This window comes from Sphingobium sp. TomTYG73, assembly GCF_055394245.1.
Window position 1 is genome coordinate 681,184 of sequence record NZ_AP027340.1, and the last position, 19,953, is coordinate 701,136.

General features: G+C 60.1%; 17 protein-coding genes. 3 read left to right on the top strand and 14 right to left on the bottom strand.

Annotated features, from left to right (window positions below):
• Positions 1 to 40 precede the first annotated feature (40 nt).
• Genes ACZ5TH_RS15975 through ACZ5TH_RS16010 form a run of 8 tightly spaced genes read right to left on the bottom strand, consistent with a single transcriptional unit; the run spans position 41 to position 8,782 of the window.
• On the bottom strand, positions 41 to 859 hold the full coding sequence (locus ACZ5TH_RS15975) for an SDR family NAD(P)-dependent oxidoreductase (protein WP_464795249.1): 819 nt from the start codon (positions 857 to 859) through the stop codon (positions 41 to 43).
• Positions 852 to 1,724, bottom strand: a complete 873-nt coding sequence (gene surE, locus ACZ5TH_RS15980) for a 5'/3'-nucleotidase SurE (RefSeq protein WP_464795250.1) — start codon at positions 1,722 to 1,724, stop codon at positions 852 to 854. The genes ACZ5TH_RS15975 and surE overlap by 8 nt, the downstream gene beginning before the upstream one ends.
• Positions 1,721 to 2,878 (bottom strand): NAD(P)/FAD-dependent oxidoreductase, encoded by a 1,158-nt coding sequence (locus ACZ5TH_RS15985; protein WP_460988331.1) that lies wholly within the window; start codon positions 2,876 to 2,878, stop codon positions 1,721 to 1,723. Before ACZ5TH_RS15985 ends, surE begins: the two co-directional genes overlap by 4 nt.
• Positions 2,875 to 3,681 (bottom strand): SDR family NAD(P)-dependent oxidoreductase, encoded by an 807-nt coding sequence (locus tag ACZ5TH_RS15990; RefSeq protein WP_464795251.1) that lies wholly within the window; start codon positions 3,679 to 3,681, stop codon positions 2,875 to 2,877. The genes ACZ5TH_RS15985 and ACZ5TH_RS15990 overlap by 4 nt, the downstream gene beginning before the upstream one ends.
• Positions 3,678 to 4,850, bottom strand: a complete 1,173-nt coding sequence (locus ACZ5TH_RS15995) for a saccharopine dehydrogenase family protein (protein ID WP_464795252.1) — start codon at positions 4,848 to 4,850, stop codon at positions 3,678 to 3,680. The genes ACZ5TH_RS15990 and ACZ5TH_RS15995 overlap by 4 nt, the downstream gene beginning before the upstream one ends.
• Positions 4,840 to 6,363, bottom strand: coding sequence for a class I adenylate-forming enzyme family protein (locus ACZ5TH_RS16000; RefSeq protein ID WP_464795253.1), 1,524 nt, complete (start codon positions 6,361 to 6,363; stop codon positions 4,840 to 4,842). Before ACZ5TH_RS16000 ends, ACZ5TH_RS15995 begins: the two co-directional genes overlap by 11 nt.
• Positions 6,363 to 7,358 (bottom strand): phosphotransferase, encoded by a 996-nt coding sequence (locus tag ACZ5TH_RS16005; protein ID WP_464795254.1) that lies wholly within the window; start codon positions 7,356 to 7,358, stop codon positions 6,363 to 6,365. The genes ACZ5TH_RS16000 and ACZ5TH_RS16005 overlap by 1 nt, the downstream gene beginning before the upstream one ends.
• Positions 7,355 to 8,782 carry an aldehyde dehydrogenase family protein gene (locus ACZ5TH_RS16010; RefSeq protein WP_464795255.1) on the bottom strand — a complete coding sequence of 476 codons (1,428 nt, stop codon included), beginning with the start codon at positions 8,780 to 8,782 and terminating at the stop codon, positions 7,355 to 7,357. Before ACZ5TH_RS16010 ends, ACZ5TH_RS16005 begins: the two co-directional genes overlap by 4 nt.
• A 557-nt stretch (positions 8,783 to 9,339) precedes the next feature.
• Here ACZ5TH_RS16010 and ACZ5TH_RS16015 point away from each other — a divergent pair.
• Together ACZ5TH_RS16015 and ACZ5TH_RS16020 are read left to right on the top strand one after the other, a co-directional pair.
• Positions 9,340 to 11,544, top strand: coding sequence for a TonB-dependent receptor (locus ACZ5TH_RS16015; protein WP_464795256.1), 2,205 nt, complete (start codon positions 9,340 to 9,342; stop codon positions 11,542 to 11,544).
• Positions 11,545 to 11,823: 279 nt separating this feature from the next.
• Positions 11,824 to 12,114 (top strand): PilZ domain-containing protein, encoded by a 291-nt coding sequence (locus ACZ5TH_RS16020; RefSeq protein ID WP_460988339.1) that lies wholly within the window; start codon positions 11,824 to 11,826, stop codon positions 12,112 to 12,114.
• Between the two features lie 62 nt (positions 12,115 to 12,176).
• Here ACZ5TH_RS16020 and ACZ5TH_RS16025 read toward each other — a convergent pair whose 3' ends face one another.
• From ACZ5TH_RS16025 to ACZ5TH_RS16050, 6 genes are all read right to left on the bottom strand, one after another.
• Complete coding sequence (locus ACZ5TH_RS16025; RefSeq protein WP_464795257.1) at positions 12,177 to 12,929, bottom strand: SDR family NAD(P)-dependent oxidoreductase; 753 nt, start codon at positions 12,927 to 12,929, stop codon at positions 12,177 to 12,179.
• 42 nt (positions 12,930 to 12,971) lie between these two features.
• Positions 12,972 to 14,240 (bottom strand): MFS transporter, encoded by a 1,269-nt coding sequence (locus ACZ5TH_RS16030; protein ID WP_464795258.1) that lies wholly within the window; start codon positions 14,238 to 14,240, stop codon positions 12,972 to 12,974.
• A 142-nt stretch (positions 14,241 to 14,382) separates the two neighbouring features.
• Positions 14,383 to 15,168: an acetoacetate decarboxylase family protein gene (locus tag ACZ5TH_RS16035; RefSeq protein ID WP_464772916.1), complete on the bottom strand. Its 786-nt coding sequence runs from the start codon at positions 15,166 to 15,168 to the stop codon at positions 14,383 to 14,385.
• Between the two features lie 48 nt (positions 15,169 to 15,216).
• Positions 15,217 to 16,731, bottom strand: coding sequence for an aldehyde dehydrogenase family protein (locus tag ACZ5TH_RS16040; protein WP_464795259.1), 1,515 nt, complete (start codon positions 16,729 to 16,731; stop codon positions 15,217 to 15,219).
• A gap of 60 nt (positions 16,732 to 16,791) precedes the next feature.
• A complete protein-coding gene (locus tag ACZ5TH_RS16045; RefSeq protein ID WP_464795260.1) occupies positions 16,792 to 17,595 on the bottom strand; it encodes an SDR family NAD(P)-dependent oxidoreductase in 804 nt (267 codons plus the stop codon).
• Positions 17,596 to 17,850: 255 nt separating this feature from the next.
• Positions 17,851 to 18,735: a helix-turn-helix domain-containing protein gene (locus ACZ5TH_RS16050; RefSeq protein ID WP_464795261.1), complete on the bottom strand. Its 885-nt coding sequence runs from the start codon at positions 18,733 to 18,735 to the stop codon at positions 17,851 to 17,853.
• Between the two features lie 344 nt (positions 18,736 to 19,079).
• On the opposite strand from ACZ5TH_RS16050, the gene ACZ5TH_RS16055 reads away from it, so the two are divergent.
• Positions 19,080 to 19,913: an acetoacetate decarboxylase family protein gene (locus ACZ5TH_RS16055; protein WP_464795262.1), complete on the top strand. Its 834-nt coding sequence runs from the start codon at positions 19,080 to 19,082 to the stop codon at positions 19,911 to 19,913.
• Positions 19,914 to 19,953 lie beyond the last annotated feature (40 nt).

Consider the following 19,953-nt stretch of genomic DNA (forward strand, 5'->3'; position numbering starts at 1 on the left):
CGGCGATCAATATGCCGGGATGTTCGTCACATTCTTCCTTTCACGCCTCGTCGCCGAGGCCAGCCGTCCACTCCGGCTCAAAGGGTGTCGAGCGATCCTGACGCGTCCATGCCGGTTGCCCATAGATGGACTGCCCGCCATCAACCGACAGGTTGGCGCCGGTGATGAAGCCTGCCTTGTCGGAACACAGAAATGCGACAGCCTCTGCAATGTCGTCGGTCAGGCCCAGGCGGCCGATCGGCGTTTTCTGCAACAGGTCGCGGCGCACCCCCGGCTTGTCGACCATCCATTTGGTCATGGCCGTTTCAATAACGCCCGGCAGGATGGCATTCGCCCGGATGCGGTGGATACCCAGTTCGGCCGCCATTGTCTGGACCAGCATCAACAGGGCAGACTTGGTCGCGCAATAAGCGCCGATCTGATCGGCATGCCGAAGCCCCAGCGAGGATGAGATGACCGCGATCGACCCGCCCCTGCGGCCCTCCGCGATCAGCCGCGCGGCTGCCTGGCAGATGTGAAAAGTGCCGCTCAGGTTGATCGCAACATGCCGGTCCCAGACGGCTGGTTCCATCTCCAGAAAGCCGGTGAACTTGGCGTATCCGGCATTGGCGACCACAACGTCGAGGCGGCCGAAATGGGCGCGTACCTCATCCATCGCCTGATCGATCGCACCCCGGTCGGTTTGATCCGCCGCCAGAACGAGGCAGTCACCCGGCATGTCCTGGCGCAGGGCCGCAGCCGTGGCTTCGTCGCGTTCGAACAGGGCCAGCGCATGGCCAGCATCCGCCAGCCGCTGGCTGATGGCCCGACCCAGTTCGCCCCCTGCCCCGGTCACCAGGGCGACTGGACGTTCATCCACAGCAGCCGCTCCCGCACTCGCCGTTGCTGGCGCCCAGGCGCGGATCGATAATCTCCACCGACTGCCGGAGCCAGCGGCGCAGGCGACCGGCCGCGCGGACATCGCCAAAATCGAAGCTGACCGGCGTGACCGAAACATGGCCCGCCGCGACGGCGCTGGCGTCCGACCCCGGCCGCATCGTGAAGACCGGATCGCGATCGACATTGGTGAGGAAGGTGTACCAGCCGTGGCCAGTGTCCGTTTCCACCGCCTCATAATGGCCCGGATCCCAGACGCGATGGTCGAGCGCGGTGATCTTGAGGCGGCGGTCCTTCAACATGCCGGGCGCATTGACATTCAGGATGCTGCGTGGCGGCGGCGGGCTGGCTATCATCCACGCCGCCAATTCAGCGCCGACCTCGCTGCACCAGCCATAATCATAATCGGTGAGATCGACCAAGCGGAAGCGCCCGTCACGCGCCTGCTGCGACATCGACAACGCAGGCAGGCCGAGCAACGCGCCTTCCGCCGCAGAGCCAAAGGTGGATGAATAGGTGGCGTCGTCGCCCAGATTAGCGCCTTCATTGATGCCGGAAACGACCAGACGGACATCCTTTGCCAAGCCGGACAAGATCGCGGCGCGCACGCAATCGACGGGCGTCCCGTCGGCGCGATAGATCGGGTTGCGATCGTCACCCCCATCGCGCGTCATCACCACCGGCTTGCGGAAAGAGGCCGACCGGGACGTGCCGCTGCGTGGCCCGTCAGGCGCCACAGACAGCACGTTGAGCCCCGCATTGATCATCGCGTCCCGGATGGCAGCCATGCCGCCCGCCTGATACCCGTCATCGTTCGTCAACAGAACGTCCATGATAACCTCGCTCATCGAAAGCTGCTCAAACTGGGGCGGTCGGGCCGAAGCGCCTCTACGCCGGGTACGGTCGCAGGCTTGCCGGATAGCGCCCATTCCGCCGCACACATGCCCAGGACCGAGCCAGACGTAACGCCAACACCGCCAAGCCCGCCGACCACCAGCACGGAAGGATCGGCTTCGAACGGACCGACCTGAAAACGATCGTCCATGCTGATGGGATAGAGGCCGAACCAGCCGTTGGAAAAGCCGAAATCATCCATGCCCATCCGTTCGGTCAGAAGAGTTGCGACAGTGATCAGATGATCGTCGCCAGACGGCGGGCTGAAGCTGTCGGGGTCGACATCGAGTCCGTCGATAGCTTCATAGGTGTGAAGCCCGGCGATCAGGCTGTCGGGACCATCCTGCCTGAAATAAAGACCCTCGCCCTCCTGCCCCGGCATATAGAGATTGACCATCGGAACGGTATAGCCAAGGTCCCGTGGCAATCGGACCAGAAAGACTTCATGTACTTGCGGCTTGATCGGCACCGCATGACCCAGCAGCTTGCCGACATTCCCTGCCCATGCGCCAGCCGCATTTATAACGATGTCAGCTTCGACCACGCCCTTGCTGGTTTCCAACCGATGCACCCCGCCCGCCTTGGAATGAGAAAGCACATCGGTCTGAACACTGACACGCGCGCCCTTCTCCTTGGCCTCTTCAAGCAGTGTCGTGCACAGAAGATAGCCATCGAGATGCCCGTCGGTAGGCCCAAGCAGACCGCCCGCCAGATCATCCACGCGCATGTCGGGCACCAATTGCCTAAGCCCTTCCCTATCGATCAGGCGGGAATCCATGCCGCCCAGTTCGCGCTGCACCTTAACCGCGGCGGCCAGCCGGTCCATCTGTTCGTCCGTATAGGCCACGCGAACATTGCCGATCTTGGCGAGCGGCAGCCCGCGCTCTCGTTCCAACCGCAAGAACAGTTCCTTCGCGCGGATGCGAATCTCGATGTCGAGCGGGTTGAGCGTTTGATAATTATAGACGCCAGCGGAACGACCGGACGACCCGCTGGCGGGCGCCTCCCGCTCCAGGACGATGACGTCCGCGCCAAGTTCCGCGGCGCGAAGGGCGGCGCCGCAACCGGCGGTGCCAGCACCGATGATGGCGATCCTAGGACGGGTCACTGCTTATCCTCTTCATTGGGAAGCGAACGGTGGACATGGATGTCCGCGAGAGTGCCGCCATCAACCACCAGATCGGTGCCGGTTATGCCCGATGCGGCGTCGCTGGCGAGGAAGGCGACCGCGCCTGCAACCTCATCAACAGTCACCATGCGCTTCATGGGTACGCGTCTGAAATCATGCAGCATATGTTGCAGCATTGCTGGCCGAAGCGCTTCTTCCACCATCTTGGTGTGCACCCAGCCGGGACTGACGGAATTGACGCGAATGCCATATTCGGCCAGCTCGATCGCCGCGCTCATGGTCATGCCGCGCAGTCCGAACTTCGCGGCAACATAGCTGGCGAAGGGGCCATCCGCCGCATGCGCTTCGATCGACCCAATGTTGATGATGGCGCCGCCACCCCCCTGGCTGCGCATCTCCCGCGCTACCCTTTGGGTCATGAAGAAGACGCCGTTAAGGTTGACGTCGATCACCCGCCGCCATGCCGCCTCTTCGATGTCGAGGAACGCCGCTTCGTCGGCAACTCCCGCATTGTTGACCAGAATGTCCAGCCGCCCATGGGTTTCCAACGCGCCGGAAACGACATTTTCGACGTCGCTGGTCAACGAGACATCGCCCGGTTGCACGCTGGCGCTGCCGCCCATGCTCTCGATCGTCTTCGCGGTAGCCTGAAGATCAACGGGGTTGCGCCCGCTCAAGACGACCGCCGCTCCACGTTTTGCCAAGGTGAGGGCGATACCTTCGCCGAGGCCCCGGCCTCCGCCCGTGACCAGCGCGACCCTGCCTGCCAGATCCTCGCTCATGCAGCCTCCGATGTTCCCGCCATCAGGTCGCGAATACGCAGCCTTTCACCCTGGCGTCCGTTTTCGAGACGATAGACGCCCAGCCCGCCACCGCCGAGACTGACGCGCCGAAGAGTGGAGAAGAACTTTTCGGGCGACAGTGCTTCGGGCGCGAACACGCCGCCGCGCGGCGTATCACCTTCCGCAAGCATCAGCACCCCTGCGGCGGCTGGAACGCCAGTGGCTTCTTCCATGCTGGTGTCCGCGCCCGAAGCGTAGCGAAGCCCGTTGCCGTTGGTATGGACGTCGATCTGCAACCCGCTTCCGATCCGTTCGCCACCTTCGAAACGGGCGAGGAATTGCTGGAACGCCTTGACCAGCAGGTCGGTGCGTTCACCCGAGCTGCCGGGCTGCTGCTCATCCGCGACGGCCGCAAGGGCCGCTGCCACCGCATGCGCGTCGATGGGGGCGATGGCCCCATAGTTGACCGCCCGTTTGACGGGCAGGAAGCGGGGGACGGTAAGCGGCTCGGGGTGGGCCAGCTTTACCACCGTCTGTCGGCCGACCGTTCCGGGGAAATCGACGACGCGCGAATGCATCTCGCCGGGAAGCGGAACGGGATGAACCGTCCCGTCGAAGTCGACAAGGTTGAAGCAATGCCAGAAATGCTTGGTCGCCGCCTCGGTCATATCCTTGGCATCGACCACCCAGGCGATCTCGACATCATCCGCGCCATTCAGATGATCGACCGCAAGACGGATGAGGATGTTCGACACGCCGGGCGTCGAACCCAGCCCGATGATCGCGGTAACGCCCGCCGCCTTGGCGGCTTCATCTCGCGACAGGATCGGAACCGTGATGTCAGCGTCATCGCAGATATCGAGATAGTCGGTCCCGGCCGCGATCGCTGCGTCCAGTACGGTAAAGCCCGTGCGGTAATAGGGGCCTGCCAGGTTCGCGACGATCGCCGTGGAACGCATCAGAGCGTCCAGCGTGCTAGCATCGGCCAGCGGATCCTGTTCTCTCGTCTGCATGCCGAGCGCCTGCGTTGCAGCCAGCGTTTCGGGACGCCAAGCGCGATCGAGCGCGAGCCAGCGCGTGACGTCGGTGCCCCGCGCGGCCGCCGCAAGCATGGCTTGCGCCTGGCGTCCTCCAGCCCCAATCACCACGACATCGAATTCACGTTTCATCAGTCTCTCCCGAATTTGGGCCTTGATCGTTCAGCATCGCGATGACGGCATCGCGCACGTTCCGGCGGTCCACCTTCCCGGACGCAATGCGCGGGAAGGGATCAAAAAGGATGAAGTGAACCGGCATCGCATAGGCGGGCAGCCGCGCAGCCAGGAAAGCACGCGCACTATTTTCATCGAACGTCCGGCCCGGCCGGATTTCAAGCGCCGCGACGGGCACTTCCTGCAACACCGGATCGGGGATGCCGATCACCACGCAATAGCCAATCTCTGGCAATTCCGCGAGCAGGCACTCCAGATGGGACGGCAATATCTTCTCGCCGCCACGGTTGATGACGTCGTCCCGCCGCCCGTCCAGAAATAGGCGGCCAGCATCATCGAACCGGCCAAGGTCGCCTGTCCGCAACCATTTGCCCGACAATTTTTCAGCATTAGCCTCGGGCCGCCGCCAATATTCCGTCATGCGAGTGGGCCCCGCGACCCAGACTTCGCCAGACTCCCCTTGCGCGACATCCCGCCCGTCTTCGCCTACCACCCGCAATTCTGCGAAGGGGGCGGCATAGCCGACGGATTCGCCAAAGTCGGTGATCATCGCGGGCGGCAGGAAGCTGCACGCGCAACCAAATTCCGTCAGCCCATAGCCATGGACCAGCTCAAGATGGGGCCAGCGTTCCAGCATCTCCCGGGACCAGGCAGCGGGCATCGGCGATCCGCCGAACAAGACGGTTCGGGCCGGTCCGAACACCGCGTCGGCATCGTCCAATATCATCAGCATGCGCAGCACGCTGGGCACGGCGGTGACGAAGGTGGCGGGCGCGGCCTTGAAGGCGGCAATCGCTTCCTTGCGGTGGAATTCCTCCACCAGCATCGTCTCCCCGCCCGCCAGCAGCATCTGGCCGAACTGGTCGATGAAGCCGGTATTGTGGAACATGGGGGCGATCACGACAGTGCTGTCGGCGCTGGTCGCGCGGAAGAATTGGCGGAAGACTTCCGATGCCATGCACAAGGCTGCGGTGCTGAGCAGCGCACCCTTTGGCTCGCCGGTCGTTCCGGAGCTGAAGCTGATCAACGCGGGCGCTTCCCCCGTCACGAAATCGGGCAGTTCTTCCTGTGCCGTCATGGCCGTAGCCATTTCCAGCGGGAGCACCAATATCGACGTCTGGGCAAGAAGCGATGCGTGGCGCTTGTCCGCAATCGCCACGCGCGCCTCAAGCAGGTTGACCAGGCCAGCCATCTGCAACGCGCTGATGCGATTGTTCGCGGGCACGGCGATGGCGCCGAGACGCATGACGGCGAGATAGGCGACGACCCATTCGATGATGTTGAGGCCGACGATGATTACCCGGTCTCCGCTCTGTACGCCGGACGAGCGAAGGAAACGCGCATAGTCTTCCGCCTTGGCGGCGAGATCATGATATTCGACCGATCTTTCACCCTGACGTAGGGCGATCCGTCCCGGCGTTTCGTCCGCCCAATGACGAAGCGCATGCCAAAGTGTTTCGAAAGGCGGCATCAGAAACGCGCCCCTTCTCGCACATGGGCCGCAGCTTTCAGCATCTCGGCAAAACTCCCCTTCTCCCAAGCCTTGCGCGCTTCGGTCAGGTTGGAACTTGCATAGCCCTGATAGGTCCAGCCATCGAGCGGCGTCGTATGGGCAGACAGGATCGGTTCGGCCATGGCCGCCCAGGCCGCCTCCCGGACCCCCGCGACCGCGCGCATCAGCCCAACACGGGCGCGCTGACTATCATCGAGCTGGGGATCGTACAGGCGCAGAAATATTTCCGTCTCTTCGTCCGTAAGGGTGGCCTGACAGGCGAAGCTCGCCATTTCGAATGCGACCCAGCCCATCCCGGCATAATCCCAGTCGATAAGGCGCAGCCGGTCGCCGACGATGAAATTCTGCGGCACGAGATCGCTGTGACAAAATGCCCGCGGGGCATCGATACTGGCAAAAAGCTGCGCGATCTGCCTGACACGATCATACATGTCCGGAAACTCGGCGGGTCGCACCGCGCCTTCCGCATCGCCCAGCTTCACGAAATGCGCCGCGTCCTCAAAGGGCGAAAAAGCGCGCCCGGTGGTCGGCTGCGCATGGAGGCTGCGCAGCGTTTCCACGACATCGCCCAGCAGTCCCTCTTCCCGCATGCGCGTGGGCGTCATCACGCCACCGTTCAGGAACGGGCACAGGAAATGCCCCTCCGGCAATGTCGAGGCCAGGATATTGGGCGCAAGGTCCGCTCGCGCCGCATCGCTCTGCGCCTGGATGGATGCAGCGCGGTCAACGCCCCAACGCTCCGGTTCGGGTGCGCAGACGCGCAGTGCGAGCGCGTGGCGTGATCCTTCCAGCTTCAGATTGACGTTGCTGCCACCCCCGCTCATCGCGCTGACCTGATAATCGTCGGCAAGATCAGGGAGCGTCCACTGGGACAGGATGCCAGTCACCTGTTCCTGCAGCGCCGGACCAATTCCCGGCGCGAAGCCAAGCTTCATGCCAGACGCGACCGTCACAGCTGATATCCATGGCTGATGGCGACATGCTTGAACGCCGTATGTTCCTCGATCGCGTGGATCGACATGTCGCGGCCGATGCCCGACAGCTTGAAACCGCCAAATGGCATTTCCGCCGCAGTCGGGCCATGATCGTTGATCCAGACCGTCCCGGCTTCGATCAACGCGGCGCATTTGACGGCGCGATTGATGTCCCGCGTCCAGATCGACGCCGCCAGGCCGTAGGCAACGTCATTGGCCTTTGCGATCGCGTCATCTTCGTCATCGAAGGTGCTGACGACCAGTACGGGGCCGAACAGCTCTTCCTGCACGATGGCCGAACGCTGGTTCGCCCCTGTGACGATCGTGGGCGTGTAGAAGGCGCCGCTGCCCTCGCCGCCGGTGACGATCCGGGCGCCCTCGCCCACCGCCCTTTCCACCTGCCGCGCGATGCTGTCGCGATGGCGCTGGGACACCACCGGCCCCATCTGGACCGCCGGGTCGAGGAAGCCGTTGCCGACGGTCAGTCCTTCCGCCATCTGCACGAGCCGTTCGGTCACTTCGCCGAACAGCGCCTTCGACACATAGACGCGGGTTGCCGCCGTGCAGTCCTGACCGGAGTTGCGAAACGCAGCGCCCCGCATCGTCGCCACGAACTTGTCGAGATCGGCATCGTCGAACAGCAGCACGGGCGCCTTGCCGCCCAGTTCCAGATGGACCTTCTTCACCATGTCGGCGGCGTCGCGCATGATGGTCTTGCCAGTGCTGGTGCCGCCGGTCAGCGAAACCATGGCAACGTCGGGATGCCGCACCAGCGCCTTGCCGACACTGTCGCCACCACCCGTCACGACATTCAGGACGCCAGCGGGGAATATGTCCGCAGCGATGCGGCCGAGCAGAAGGGATGTCAGCGGCGTTTCGTTCGTCGGCTTGAGCACGACGGTATTGCCCGCCATCAGCGCCGGGCCAATCTTCCAGCTCGTCAGCCCCATGGGGTAGTTCCAGGGCGCGATCGCAGCGACGATGCCCAGGGGTTCGCGCCGCACCAGGCTCGTGATGCCCGGCTTATATTCATCGCATACAGGCGCGGTCAGCGCCCTGCCCGCACCCGCGAAGAACCGATACTTATCGGCTGCGGAGAACATTTCCGCCCGCGCGTCGGCCAAAGGCTTGCCCACGTCGCGCGCTTCCAGTTCCGCGAACTGATCGGCATTCGCTTCAAGCGCGTCGGCCAGGCGCAACAGCATCGCCGCGCGATCCTTCGGCGTGGTGGCCGCCCATGATCGACGCGCATCCTTGGCCGCGCCTACAGCCGCCTCCACCCCGGCTTCGCCGACATCGACCATTTCGGCGATCTGATCCCCGGTCGCAGGCTCAATAACCGCTTCCACCTTGCCTTCACGCCATTCGCGGTTCGCGATCATGGGAAAGAAATCCAATGACATCGCTCCAGTCCTCTCGAGTCAGTTACAGGCGATCTTGCCGGGCCATCCCGAACAGCGCCATGGGCCGTCTGCCTTGATGAAATTCCGAGACGCTTCGCTCGCGTCGATCAATCCCAATTCTCGGGGGTTCGCCAGAAACCTCGGCCTGCGCGCGGCTGCGGCATCAAAGCTTCTGCGCATCCTCACCAAACGATCCCCTACCCAGTTCCGATACAAGCTCCACTCCATGGAGCGGCAACCTGAAATTCGCGAGTTAATACGAATATGCATTCATGCTAATCGGATTCGAGGCGAATTGTCAATCGGTGGATTTGGCCCAGAGATCACTGCGGATTTGCCTAATATACGCCTCATTCGCACAGAATCCAATGCGGTAACATCGCATATTGACAGATTGGGTTTTAGATACGAACATACGTTCACAATAAGAGATGCAGGAGTCGAACCTGCGCTTGTTGATATCTGCTCGATCAACAAAGGGAGCGAAGGGTATGTCAAAGTTGAAAAACCGATTGTGCAGGCATGGCAGCTCCAGTCTGGGAGCGCTTGCCATGGTAATGGCCTTCCCAGCCGTGGCGCTGGCACAGCAAACCGAAGAACCGGCGGCAGCACCTGCTCCCGTTCAGGGCATCCAGGAAATCGTAGTCACCGCGCAGCGTCGCGAGGAAAATCTTCAAAAGGTGCCGGTGTCGGTCACCGCATTGTCGGGATCGGATCTGCAAGCCAGGGCGATCGTGGACAGCACGGACATCGTCAAGCTTGTTCCCGCTCTCAAATATAATGCCTATAGTCCTTCCACGACCGTCTATAATCTTCGTGGCGTATCGCAGAACGACTATTCCGATCAGCTGGAACCACCTGTCGCAGTATATCAGGACGACTCCTATCTAAGTTCCATGGCGACAGCGGGCTTCCCCCTGTTCGATATTGAACGCGTAGAAGTCCTGCGCGGCCCTCAAGGGACGCTTTTCGGCCGCAACGCAACCGGTGGCGCCATCCAGTATATCTCGCGCAAGCCCACCAACGATTTTTCCCTCGATGCTTCGGCCACATGGTTCAGCGACGGCGGCTATGCGACGGAGATAGGCGCTGGCGGCGCTGTTTCGGACACGCTTGCGGCCCGTTTCGCCATTGCGCGAGTGCAGAGGGATGGCTTCGTCAAAAGCAACAATCCGGCGATCGGCGACAGCGGCGAAACCGATCAGTTTGCGGGCCGTGTCCAGCTTCTCTGGAAACCCACGCCCAGCCTGAAAATACTGCTGCGCGCCATGCGATCGCGCGATGACAATTCAATCGCGGGCGGCACCTACACCTACACGCCCGCCGTCCCCGCCGATCATGGCCGCGGCGTGACACAGTCGCCTACCGATGATTTCTGGGGCACCGGCCCCGGCGTCGATCCGAACGGCTATGTGAAGCCGGCAAGCTACGGCCTGTATGAAAACAACAACAATATCCCGTCCGTCTTTAGCCGAACGATCCAGGCCTATACCGGCCGAATCGACTGGTCCGTTGGAGACGTGACGATTATCTCGATCACCGATTATCAGCGGATGCGAAAATTCTATCAGGAGGATTGCGACGGCACGCCACTCAACGGCTGTGTATTCGCCCCACGGACCAATCTTCACCAGTTTTCGCAGGAAATACGCGCCGAAGGTGACACCGGAAAACTCCGTTGGGTCGCGGGCGTCAACTACATCGACATTGACGGGCATTACCAGTCACATGCCGAATATAATCTGATCGGGCTAGATTATTTTTCGACCGGCAATTCCGACTATTCGATCCGTACCAAATCGCCGTCGATATTCGCGCAAGGTACATATGCGCTGACCGAAAAGCTGAAGTTGACGGCCGGTGCGCGCTATACCCGCGACAAGAAGACCGACGACTACCGTCTCGACTTCACATCGACCAGTGGTGGCGTGACCGACAATCAGATCATCGAGTTCAACCCGACGCTCAATCCCGATGAGGCACGCAAGCGCTACAATCTCTATTCGGGCAAGTTGCAGCTGGATTATTCGCCAACGGATGACATCCTGCTGTTCGCAGGTGTTACGCGCGGCACGAAGTCAGGGAATTTTTCGGCACCGGTTTCCGCGCCGGTAGTGGTGTCGCGCCTGCCGCATGGGCCGGAAGTGCTGTGGTCCTATGAAACCGGCTTAAAGTCCAAATTCCTGGACAATCGCCTGCGGATCAACGCTTCCGCCTTCTATTATGACTATCATAACTACCAGGCCTTTTCGCTGATCGACCTCGTTCAGACGATCAGCAACCATGACGCCTGGGTCTATGGTGGCGAACTGGAGATAACGGCCGTTCCGGTCGAGGGCCTCAACATTTCGGGCGGCCTTTCCTATCTCAAGAGCAAGGTCAAGGGTATCGGCCTGCCCGACGGCACGACCACCGATAGCCGCCTGCCCCAGGCGCCTCGCTTGTCCGGCAATGCCAGCATCAGCTACACGCTGCCGGTGGGCAGTGGAGACCTGACCGCCCGCTTGGACGGCACCTTCACCAGCGGTTTCTGCTTCAGCGTCGTATGCGCCCCGGTGGAACGCGAAAAGGCGTATCAGACGCTGGATGCGAGCCTGAGCTACAAGTTCGATCCTTTCACGCTGACGGCGTTTGCGAAGAACGTGACGGCGGAGAAATACCGCACCTACGCGCTTGATGTTTCGAGCCTGGGCTTCCTGGAAAGCATCTATACGCGTCCTCGCTACTATGGCGTGACGTTGTCGGTGAATTACGGGAGGTAAGAGAAAGGGGGATAGCTGTTAAGGCTATCCCCCTTCTTCGTTCGAACGGCACTGCCAGAGCAAATGCACCGCTCGTTATGATAGCGCTGGTAAGCATGTTCATGCCCTGGCCCCGTAAGCCCGCTAGCCCTTTCCGCTACTTCAACTCTTCGCCTGAAATCATCCGGCCCGTGTGGTGATATGGGCGCTCCGAAGTGCGCGCTTACCATGATTGGAAAGCGCGCGTTCATTCTTGCCGATCAGTGTCGCCTTGAGCCGGGGGGAAACCGGAGAAAAAACATGAGGATCGCACTGAGGCAATGCGAAGAACGCGTTGAACTGCGTCACGAGGCGAACATCCCCGCCACACTGTTCCATGATGGTGTCGGCGTGCCGGCAACAATCAAGAACATATCAAGCTACGGCGCGATGCTGTCGGTTCAGTACGCTCCACCGCTTGGATCGCAGGTCTCGATCATCACAGACCGGCGCGAACTCCTGGCAACCATCATATGGGCGCGCGATGATAAATGCGGTGTGCTACTCAACTACTCTGTCGACCCAGCCGATTGGCTGGTCTCCGATAGGTAAAAACACCTTATCTCGGTGCCACCAATCCGGCAGCAGACCATATCTGGCGGTCGACCCAGTGATCACACTGGCGCGAAAGTCCCGGCAGAGCCTCCACCGTCGATCGGGATGAGAGCCCCATTGATGTATCCGCCAAGTTCTGACGATACGAAATCGACAAGATTGGCGACGTCATTCACCTTCGCGAAACGCGCCAACGGCACCGCCTTTTCTGCATCATCGAACGCCCAACCAATTTCCGCCAGCAACTGATCGAGCATCGGCGTTTCAACATAACCGGGGCAAATGGCGTTGCAGCGAACGCCCTTCGGGCCGTGGTCCAGGGCCATGCTCTTTACAAGTCCTGCGACGGCATGCTTCGACGCGCAATAGGCGGCATAGCCCTGGAAGCCATTCAGGCCAGCGTCCGACGCGATGGCAGTGAAAGTCCCACCCCCATTCTCCAGGAACGGGATGATTGCTTTCGCGAAGAGGAACACGCCTGTAAGATTGACATCGATCATCTTCCGAAACAGCTCGGCCGACGTATCTACAACCGTGCCCGTCGCAGCGATGCCCGCACAGGCGACCGCAGTCGAGGGCCGTCCGCAATCCTTCGCGACGCTTTGGATGAAACTGGCAAGTTGATTTTCGTCAGTCACATCAACAGTCGCGGCTATGCCCTGTCCGCCAGCGCGTTCGATCTGCTCAAGCGTCTCCCTGACCCCATCGGCATTTCGGTCGGCCAGAGCGATAAAGCTCCCGCGTGCGGCGAGCTTCATGGCGACGCCAGCGCCGATGCCTGAGCCTGCCCCGGTGACTACTGAAATTTCCATCGAGGCCCTTCCTTTTACTCGTGGGAGGTCAAGAATCCCGCGCTACACAGCTGACTGGACAGGCGTACCATGATCCGCGCCCTGACTGGATCGAACAACATCGCGCCCGAACAGAACTGCGATAAAATTGAATATCAGAAGAGACCCGGCGGCCGAAACAAAGCCAAGCGTGTAAAGACCCGTTTGATCGCGAACATATCCCAGGACGAGGGGGTAGATAACGCCCCCGAATATCAATCCGGTACCCATGATACAGCCCGTCGCCATTCCGGCCATTTCCAGCCCGACGGCATCAGCCGCAAGACAATAAGCCAGCGGTAACCCGCCATAGGCGAACAATCCGCCCAGCGGCAGCGTCATCGCCAACAAATCATATCGATGCTGATCGACCGCCATCGCCGCGCCCATGAAGGAGAAGACCATCCCTATACCGGAAATCAGCATCAGCGGTTTCCGATACCCAAGGCGATCTGACAGCAGGCCAAAGGTCACGGCCGAAACGACCCCGGCAAACGGATAGAGCGCACCAGCAAACCCGGCAGCGGCTTCGGACCAATGGCCTTCCTCGATCAGAAGCGTGGGAACCCAATAGACAGCGATCGAATATGTGCCCCACACTCCGGTGAGAAAGAGCGCGGCCACTCGCACATTGGTTTGGCGCAGCACGGAGAGATATTGAGCAAGCTGAGAAGGTTTGTCCACGCGCGCCGAAGGATCGGCCCGCGCTGTGGACTCCGGTTCGCGCAGAAGCAGCCAGACCAGACCAGCAATAATCAGAAGCGCCGCCGCTCCCCACAGCGATCCGATGCGCCAGCCCCAGGTTTCGAGGACGTGCGAATAGGCATATCCGGCAAACACTGTGCCAATACCATCGGTGGAAAGCATGATGCCCATGAAGACGCCAAGCCTCTTGGAATGCTCCGCCCAATGCATGGCGATGGTATAGGGTCCGACAAAAAGCAGCGGAATGGCGGCACCCTGAAGAATGCGCACGGCAAACATCATTTGATAGGTTGAGGCGAATGAGAATAAACACTGCCCGAGAGCGGACAAGACAAGTCCTGCGACGCAGACATTCTTGGCCCCCCAACGGTTGAAAAGCCCTCCGGCCGAATAAACGACGATGCCGCCCGACAGGGCCGTCCCCGATGCCAGGGCGCCGGCCATGGTATAGTCCATGGAAAGATCGCTCATCATTGTCGCGATCTGGGTCGAATAGCCCACATAGGGAAGAAAGATAATGACCGTCGCTACGAAGCAGAGGGCCAGAGCCACCCATGCGCGGAAGTCTGGCTGCTTTTTCTCTGTCACCTGATCACTCCGTTCGACGTCCGTCAGCGCGGGGAGCCTAGAGCGGGCTGCATCAAATCAGACGCAGCACGCCATGCCAATTTTGTCTCGGCCCGCGCAAGACCGGCCGCCACTTTTGCGCGAGTCCAAGATGCCTTCATTCTTACTTCGTGAAGCGGCGAGCCTTGTTGAACAACCGGAAATCGTCATATTTTTGACCGTAGATATACGGCCGATAGTCATGACCGTCATCCAGTTCTTCCCAGAAAGGTATGGTCCAGCAGGAGGCGCCTTCTCCATAGGAAACGCCGCCCACTTCGACCACTGGTATGGTGTCGAGCGGATCGACCGCGGTGCCGGCGAGCTTGAGCGTGCCCGTGCCCTGCCGCGTGACACGGAAGTCCTCCGCGGTATCAAGGCAGCTCAACACCACCTTGTTCTGGAAGCCCTTGCCGGTCGTGTGCGGCTGCGCCTTCAGCTCGAAATCCTTGACGTTGTTTTGCGCCGGGCCGAGGTCAGGACCGAGTTCGGCCTGAATTTCTATCAGGCGCACACTGTTGCGTTCAGCATAAGCGTAGACTTCATGACCATCGACATACAGGCGGGCATTACCAGTCTTCTTGCCTTCGCCCCACATCTCACGTCCGATGGTGACAGGCATGTCGCCACTGACGAACAAGGTCAGCATGGTGGTGCCAGCTTCACCCTTATATTTGCACGACAGATAAATGATGCCGCAGTCGAATTCACCGCAAAGCGCCGACTGCCAGTGCGACACGTTGGCGTAGGCGATCGGCTCGTCGGGAAGGTCGAAGCAGGGCGGGAGGACCTTACGCAGAAATTCCTGCGTGGTTTTGAACTCAATCGTCAGAGATTCGGTTGTAAACTGCCCCTTCGACAGCAAACCCTCAATTTCTGCGACTTCCTGGTCTGTTTTGACGAAGCTCATTGCTAGCCTTTCTGTATTTCTTTCATGAATTTAAAATAAAACTGGATTTCACTTCTCGCCGCCAAACGCTTCCGCATCTGCATAGGGGAACCACCAGAAATCATGAGACGAGCAGCTCGGATCGATCATCACCATCTTCGAGTGCCGGAACTGGTCCAGGCCCTCCGCTCCTAGCTGGCTCCCCATGCCGGAGATCTTGCGGCCACCGAAAGGCGCGGCGTTATTATCCATCAGCGGCGCGTTGATCCAGGTCATGCCGCTTTCAAGCTCTTCGATGGCGCGGTGCGTTTCACCAAGGTCCGTGGTGTAGACCGTCGATCCCAGGCCATAGTCGGACCGATTGGCGAGCGTGAGAGCTTCGTCGAAATCAGCGACGCGGCAGATGGACATCACCGGACCGAAGCTTTCGACATTGAGGATTTCGGCGTCCGGCTGGACGTCCGTCAAGACCGTGGGTTCGACGAAGTAGCCAGCGTTGAGGTGAGACGGGCGGGCGCCGCCGGTCGCCACTCGGGCTCCCGCCTCGATCGCGCGCGAGACCAGTCCTTCGTAGCGGCTCCGTTCGCGCTCCGACACCATCGGACCCATATCGACCTTGTCCAGACCGTTGCCGATACGGATCTTCCGCGTCAGTCCGACCACCTTGTCGATGAAGGCATCGTGGATGTCCTGATGGATATAAAAGCGTTCGCCCGACGTGCAGACCTGACCCGCATTGAGATTGGCGGCAAAGACGGCGGCGCGCGCGGCGATGTCGAGATTGGCCGACGGCATGACGATGAACGGGTCGTTGCCCGACGTTTCGATCAGAGCCTTTTTGAAATTTTCCGCACATCCCTTCGCAACGGCCCGGCCCGCGCCCACGCTGCCAGTGAAGGCGATGCCATGAATGTCCTTGTGCGCCACCATCGCGGTGCCGACACGAACGCCGCCCGTGATCATACCGATCAGGCCAGCCGGGAGGTGCGGCATCATCGCCTTGAGGAACAGAATTGACGAGACCGACGTGTGGTCGGACGGCTTCAGGATCACGGCGTTCCCGGCGCCCAGCGCCGCCGCCGCTTCCCAGGAATAGAGGCAGTAGGGGAAATTGAACGCCATGATGATGCCAACGACGCCGAGCGGATGCTTGGTGACCAAATTCATATGGCCACCCACGACCGGCCCGACGACCCGGCCATGATCATGGCGGGACACTTCTGCATAATAGCGGAACGCCCATACGGACCATGTAACCTCGTCGAAGGCTTCCTTGTACGGCTTGCCCATTTCGCGAGTCATCGATTCAGCCAGCAGCGGCCGGTTGTCCTCAATCGCCTGCGCGACCTTATGAAGCGCTTCGGTACGTTCCAGCGCCGAAAGCTTGAGCCATGCGCGTTGCGCCTGCTTCGCGCTCGCGACCGCCTGATCGAGTTCAGCGTCAGTTGCGTCCGATACGCTCGCAACCACCTGTTCCGTGGCGGGATCAATTACATCAAGCGCGGTCGTCGAAGCGCTTCGCCGCAGTTCTCCGTGCACCAGAATATGGTTGCTATAGTCGGCAAATGGCTTGAACCCGGACATCAAAATGCTCCCAGAAAGACTATGGTAAAGTTCAGTTGCGCTTCGCTCCCGCACCCATGATCACGCACCGAGCCAGCCCCCATCGACGGCATAGGTGTAGCCCGTGCAATATGATGAAGCGTCGGACGCCAGGAAGAGAGCCGCGCCCCGCAGTTCCTGCGGCTGAGCGTAGCGCTTCATCGGCGTGCGAGCTAACAGTTCGGCCTGGAGGCGGCGAACTTCTGGATCGGGATGATCCAGCTGCTCGCCTTCGCTCAATCCTGTGGCGACATAACCGGGGGCTATCGAATTTACCCGGATACCCTCGGGAGCCAGCATGGCCCCCAACTGGCGCGTAAGCTGCACGACCCCACCCTTCGCCGCCGCGTAGCCGATGCAGCCCCATTGCGAGTCCGCAGTCACACCGACGATGGACGCGATGTTGATGATGGAGCCTCCGCCACGACCCTTCATGGCCCTGGCCGCCGCCATGTCGGTGAAGAAGACGCCCGACAAATTGACATCGATCAGCCGACGCCAGAGATCCGCCGTGTAATCCTCCCACGATATAGGAAGATTCGGTTCAGCGATGCCTGCGTTGGCGATACACACATCAAGGCGTCCGTGCCGTTTCATGACGACATCAACCATGCTGGCGACCGACGTCTCCTGAGACACGTCCACCTGTATTCCATGGGCGGCGCAATCGCCATCCGCGGCAATCCGTTCAGCCGCCTCTTCAGCGCCCGCGCCATCGATATCGGCACAGTAAACAATCGCGCCGGCGTGCGAAAGGGCCGTAGCCAGCTCAAAGCCGATACCGCGCGCGCCACCCGTTACGAGAGCCACTCTCCCATCGAGCTTGAACAAATCGATCGTGTTCACGCGCCGCCTGATCCTCTAACTTCCAAAGTTATGAAAACTCTGTTCTTTTTTAAGAGTGCGCGCCTTCAAGGCCGCGAAATTGCTATAGCTGCTGGAAGGCCGACTTCTATTTGCGACTAGAAGACGACCATAGCTTATTCGTCCGATGGTGCCGGTGGCGGCGTTGATCGGCAATACCTCTGCGAGGGTATCACCGAAGCCCTGCCCTTCGGCAAAGGCAGCGAGTCCACGGGGCCAAGCACCTCGGTCTTTTTCTTACTTGGACACCCTCCCTCTCTCCGCGTTGCCGAGACGGCCGATCAGGCGGCCTTTGGTAGCGGAAGGAAGCTCGTGGAAATGACGCCGATACTGCTGGGAAAAGCGGCTCGGATGGTGGAAGCCCCATTTATACGCCAAGTCGAGCACGTCAGCCGCAGCGCCTGTTCCTAGGATATCTGAACGTACACGGTTCAACCTTTGCGTCAGAATATATCGTTTCGGACTTAAAGCCGTGATATCGGCAAAGCTATATTCCAAGGTGCGCTGACTGACGCGTAGAGCTTCACAAAGCTCTGCAACGCTGAAGTCCTCGGTAATCCTGTCCAGGATATATTCACGCGCTTTTCGAAAGAGATAGGTTCGTGTGTCGAGCGAGGGCCTGCTGCTCGCCTGAATGTCCAGGGCAGCCACGACGGCTCCAGCCGCGAGCGCCACATTTTCACCTCGGTCCACCAGTTCAGCATTGCGCGGATCATCCGATAAACATTTCAGAAGATCAAAAACGGCGGCGTCCAGCATGGCTGTGCGCTCCGCTGACACCGAAATCCATTTTCTGACCCTGAAATATGTCCGCCAGTCAAAATCGGCCAGCAAAACGTCGAGCAAATCCTGGTCGATCGCTACATAGAAGCCGGAATAATCGCCGCGCACCAGAAAGTGGAGTAACGCCTCATCGGCGCATATCAGTCCGAATTCTCCATTCAGCGCCTGCCCTTCACAAAATGCCTCGCCATTGGAGCGCGCCCGGAAATAGAAGAATTTGCCGGGGGGTGCGCAAAACATCTCCTCCATCGGCAGGTTATATTCTTCCAACCCTACCGTTACGCCAGCCATTTCCATGTCAAAGAGCGCCCCCTCAAAAAGGCCGGGCAACAGCTGCACATATTGCGTGCGCCAGTTCATCTCCTTGATTTCGGCATGTTCGTCAGGGAAGGATGTAGGACGCCGGGGCAACGGCAAAGGCAGATCGCGTCCCCTTGCAGGACGGATGTGAGGCCAGCCGATGCTATCCAATTCGTCCATTTACGCGCTTCAATTCGCAGACGGTGCGCAGTGGCGCACCCCTATCCCAATTGCATTAGGCTGGCACATTCGCACCCAGCCCGCAACAGCTTGCGGAAAACGGCTAACGGCATCCTCAAAGCTGTGACAGCTTTTCAAGCCAACGCACCTTCTGGAGATTCGAGGTGCGGGAAATCCAGTGATGATATCGAGGAAATATTTCAATGTCATATGTGTGGTCGGAAGAGCAGGTTCGCAATTTCCTGGATATTTTCCATAGCGAAAACACCCACACGCACAGCTGCTTCGTAAATGTCGAGTTTGAAACAACAGCAAAGTTCGCGCGCTCCGTTCTCCCACCATGTCTCGACGTTCCTGAAAATCCCACGATCACCATCAGCGTCGGATTGATGCGCGAATCGTTCAAAGGCCGCTTGCAACAAGGGAATGAGATTCGCGCGGAGGAGGAAATCGGCTGGATCGTGATCAAGGCCGTCCATGAGGGCCGTGAAGGGATATATTCCCTTCAGGAGATCGTCAGCGGCGACTATGAAGTATCATCAGGCCGCGAATTCTGGGGCAATCCCAAGAAGCGCGGATCGGCCCAGATATACAGCGACAGCAAAACGGTTTACGCTTGGGCTGAGCGCCACGGTACGCGAGTTATCGAGATTGAGGCTAGCCTCGGCAACGACTTGCCAACCACCACGGACGAACGTTCCCGCTACTTCACCATCAAATACGACTTCGCGCCAGACGGCTCGGGATTCGCGAGTGATCCTTCATTGGTCACGCTCAACAATGGATGGGATACGCTCTATGGGAAGGAGCTAAACGATGTGCGCGTCGCGCTGCGACCGAATGGTTTTGACCCGGTGGATACGCTTGAACTGGGGCAAATAATCAGCGCTACAATGACCTATGGGGGTGGCGGATATCTCGTCGAACGTGTCGACAGGCTTGAGGGCGGAAAGACATATCTTCCTTATGTCCTGGGCCGGATTTTCGATGAGGCGACCCGCGAGCCGACAAACAAGGGTGCACGGATCTTCACCTGATCCACGCTGGGACGCGGGGAGATTAGGTTTTTTGAAAAAT

Excerpts from the sequence above, each read along its gene's own strand:
- surE (WP_464795250.1), bottom strand. The coding sequence starts at position 1,724 with ATGAGCGAGGTTATCATGGACGTTCTGTTGACGAACGATGACGGGTAT.
- ACZ5TH_RS15990 (WP_464795251.1), bottom strand. The coding sequence starts at position 3,681 with ATGAGCGAGGATCTGGCAGGCAGGGTCGCGCTGGTCACGGGCGGAGGC.
- ACZ5TH_RS15995 (WP_464795252.1), bottom strand. The coding sequence starts at position 4,850 with ATGAAACGTGAATTCGATGTCGTGGTGATTGGGGCTGGAGGACGCCAG.
- ACZ5TH_RS16000 (WP_464795253.1), bottom strand. The coding sequence starts at position 6,363 with ATGCCGCCTTTCGAAACACTTTGGCATGCGCTTCGTCATTGGGCGGAC.
- ACZ5TH_RS16010 (WP_464795255.1), bottom strand. The coding sequence starts at position 8,782 with ATGTCATTGGATTTCTTTCCCATGATCGCGAACCGCGAATGGCGTGAA.
- ACZ5TH_RS16015 (WP_464795256.1), top strand. The coding sequence starts at position 9,340 with ATGGCCTTCCCAGCCGTGGCGCTGGCACAGCAAACCGAAGAACCGGCG.
- ACZ5TH_RS16020 (WP_460988339.1), top strand. The coding sequence starts at position 11,824 with ATGAGGATCGCACTGAGGCAATGCGAAGAACGCGTTGAACTGCGTCAC.
- ACZ5TH_RS16025 (WP_464795257.1), bottom strand. The coding sequence starts at position 12,929 with ATGGAAATTTCAGTAGTCACCGGGGCAGGCTCAGGCATCGGCGCTGGC.
- ACZ5TH_RS16035 (WP_464772916.1), bottom strand. The coding sequence starts at position 15,168 with ATGAGCTTCGTCAAAACAGACCAGGAAGTCGCAGAAATTGAGGGTTTG.
- ACZ5TH_RS16040 (WP_464795259.1), bottom strand. The coding sequence starts at position 16,731 with ATGTCCGGGTTCAAGCCATTTGCCGACTATAGCAACCATATTCTGGTG.
- ACZ5TH_RS16055 (WP_464795262.1), top strand. The coding sequence starts at position 19,080 with ATGTCATATGTGTGGTCGGAAGAGCAGGTTCGCAATTTCCTGGATATT.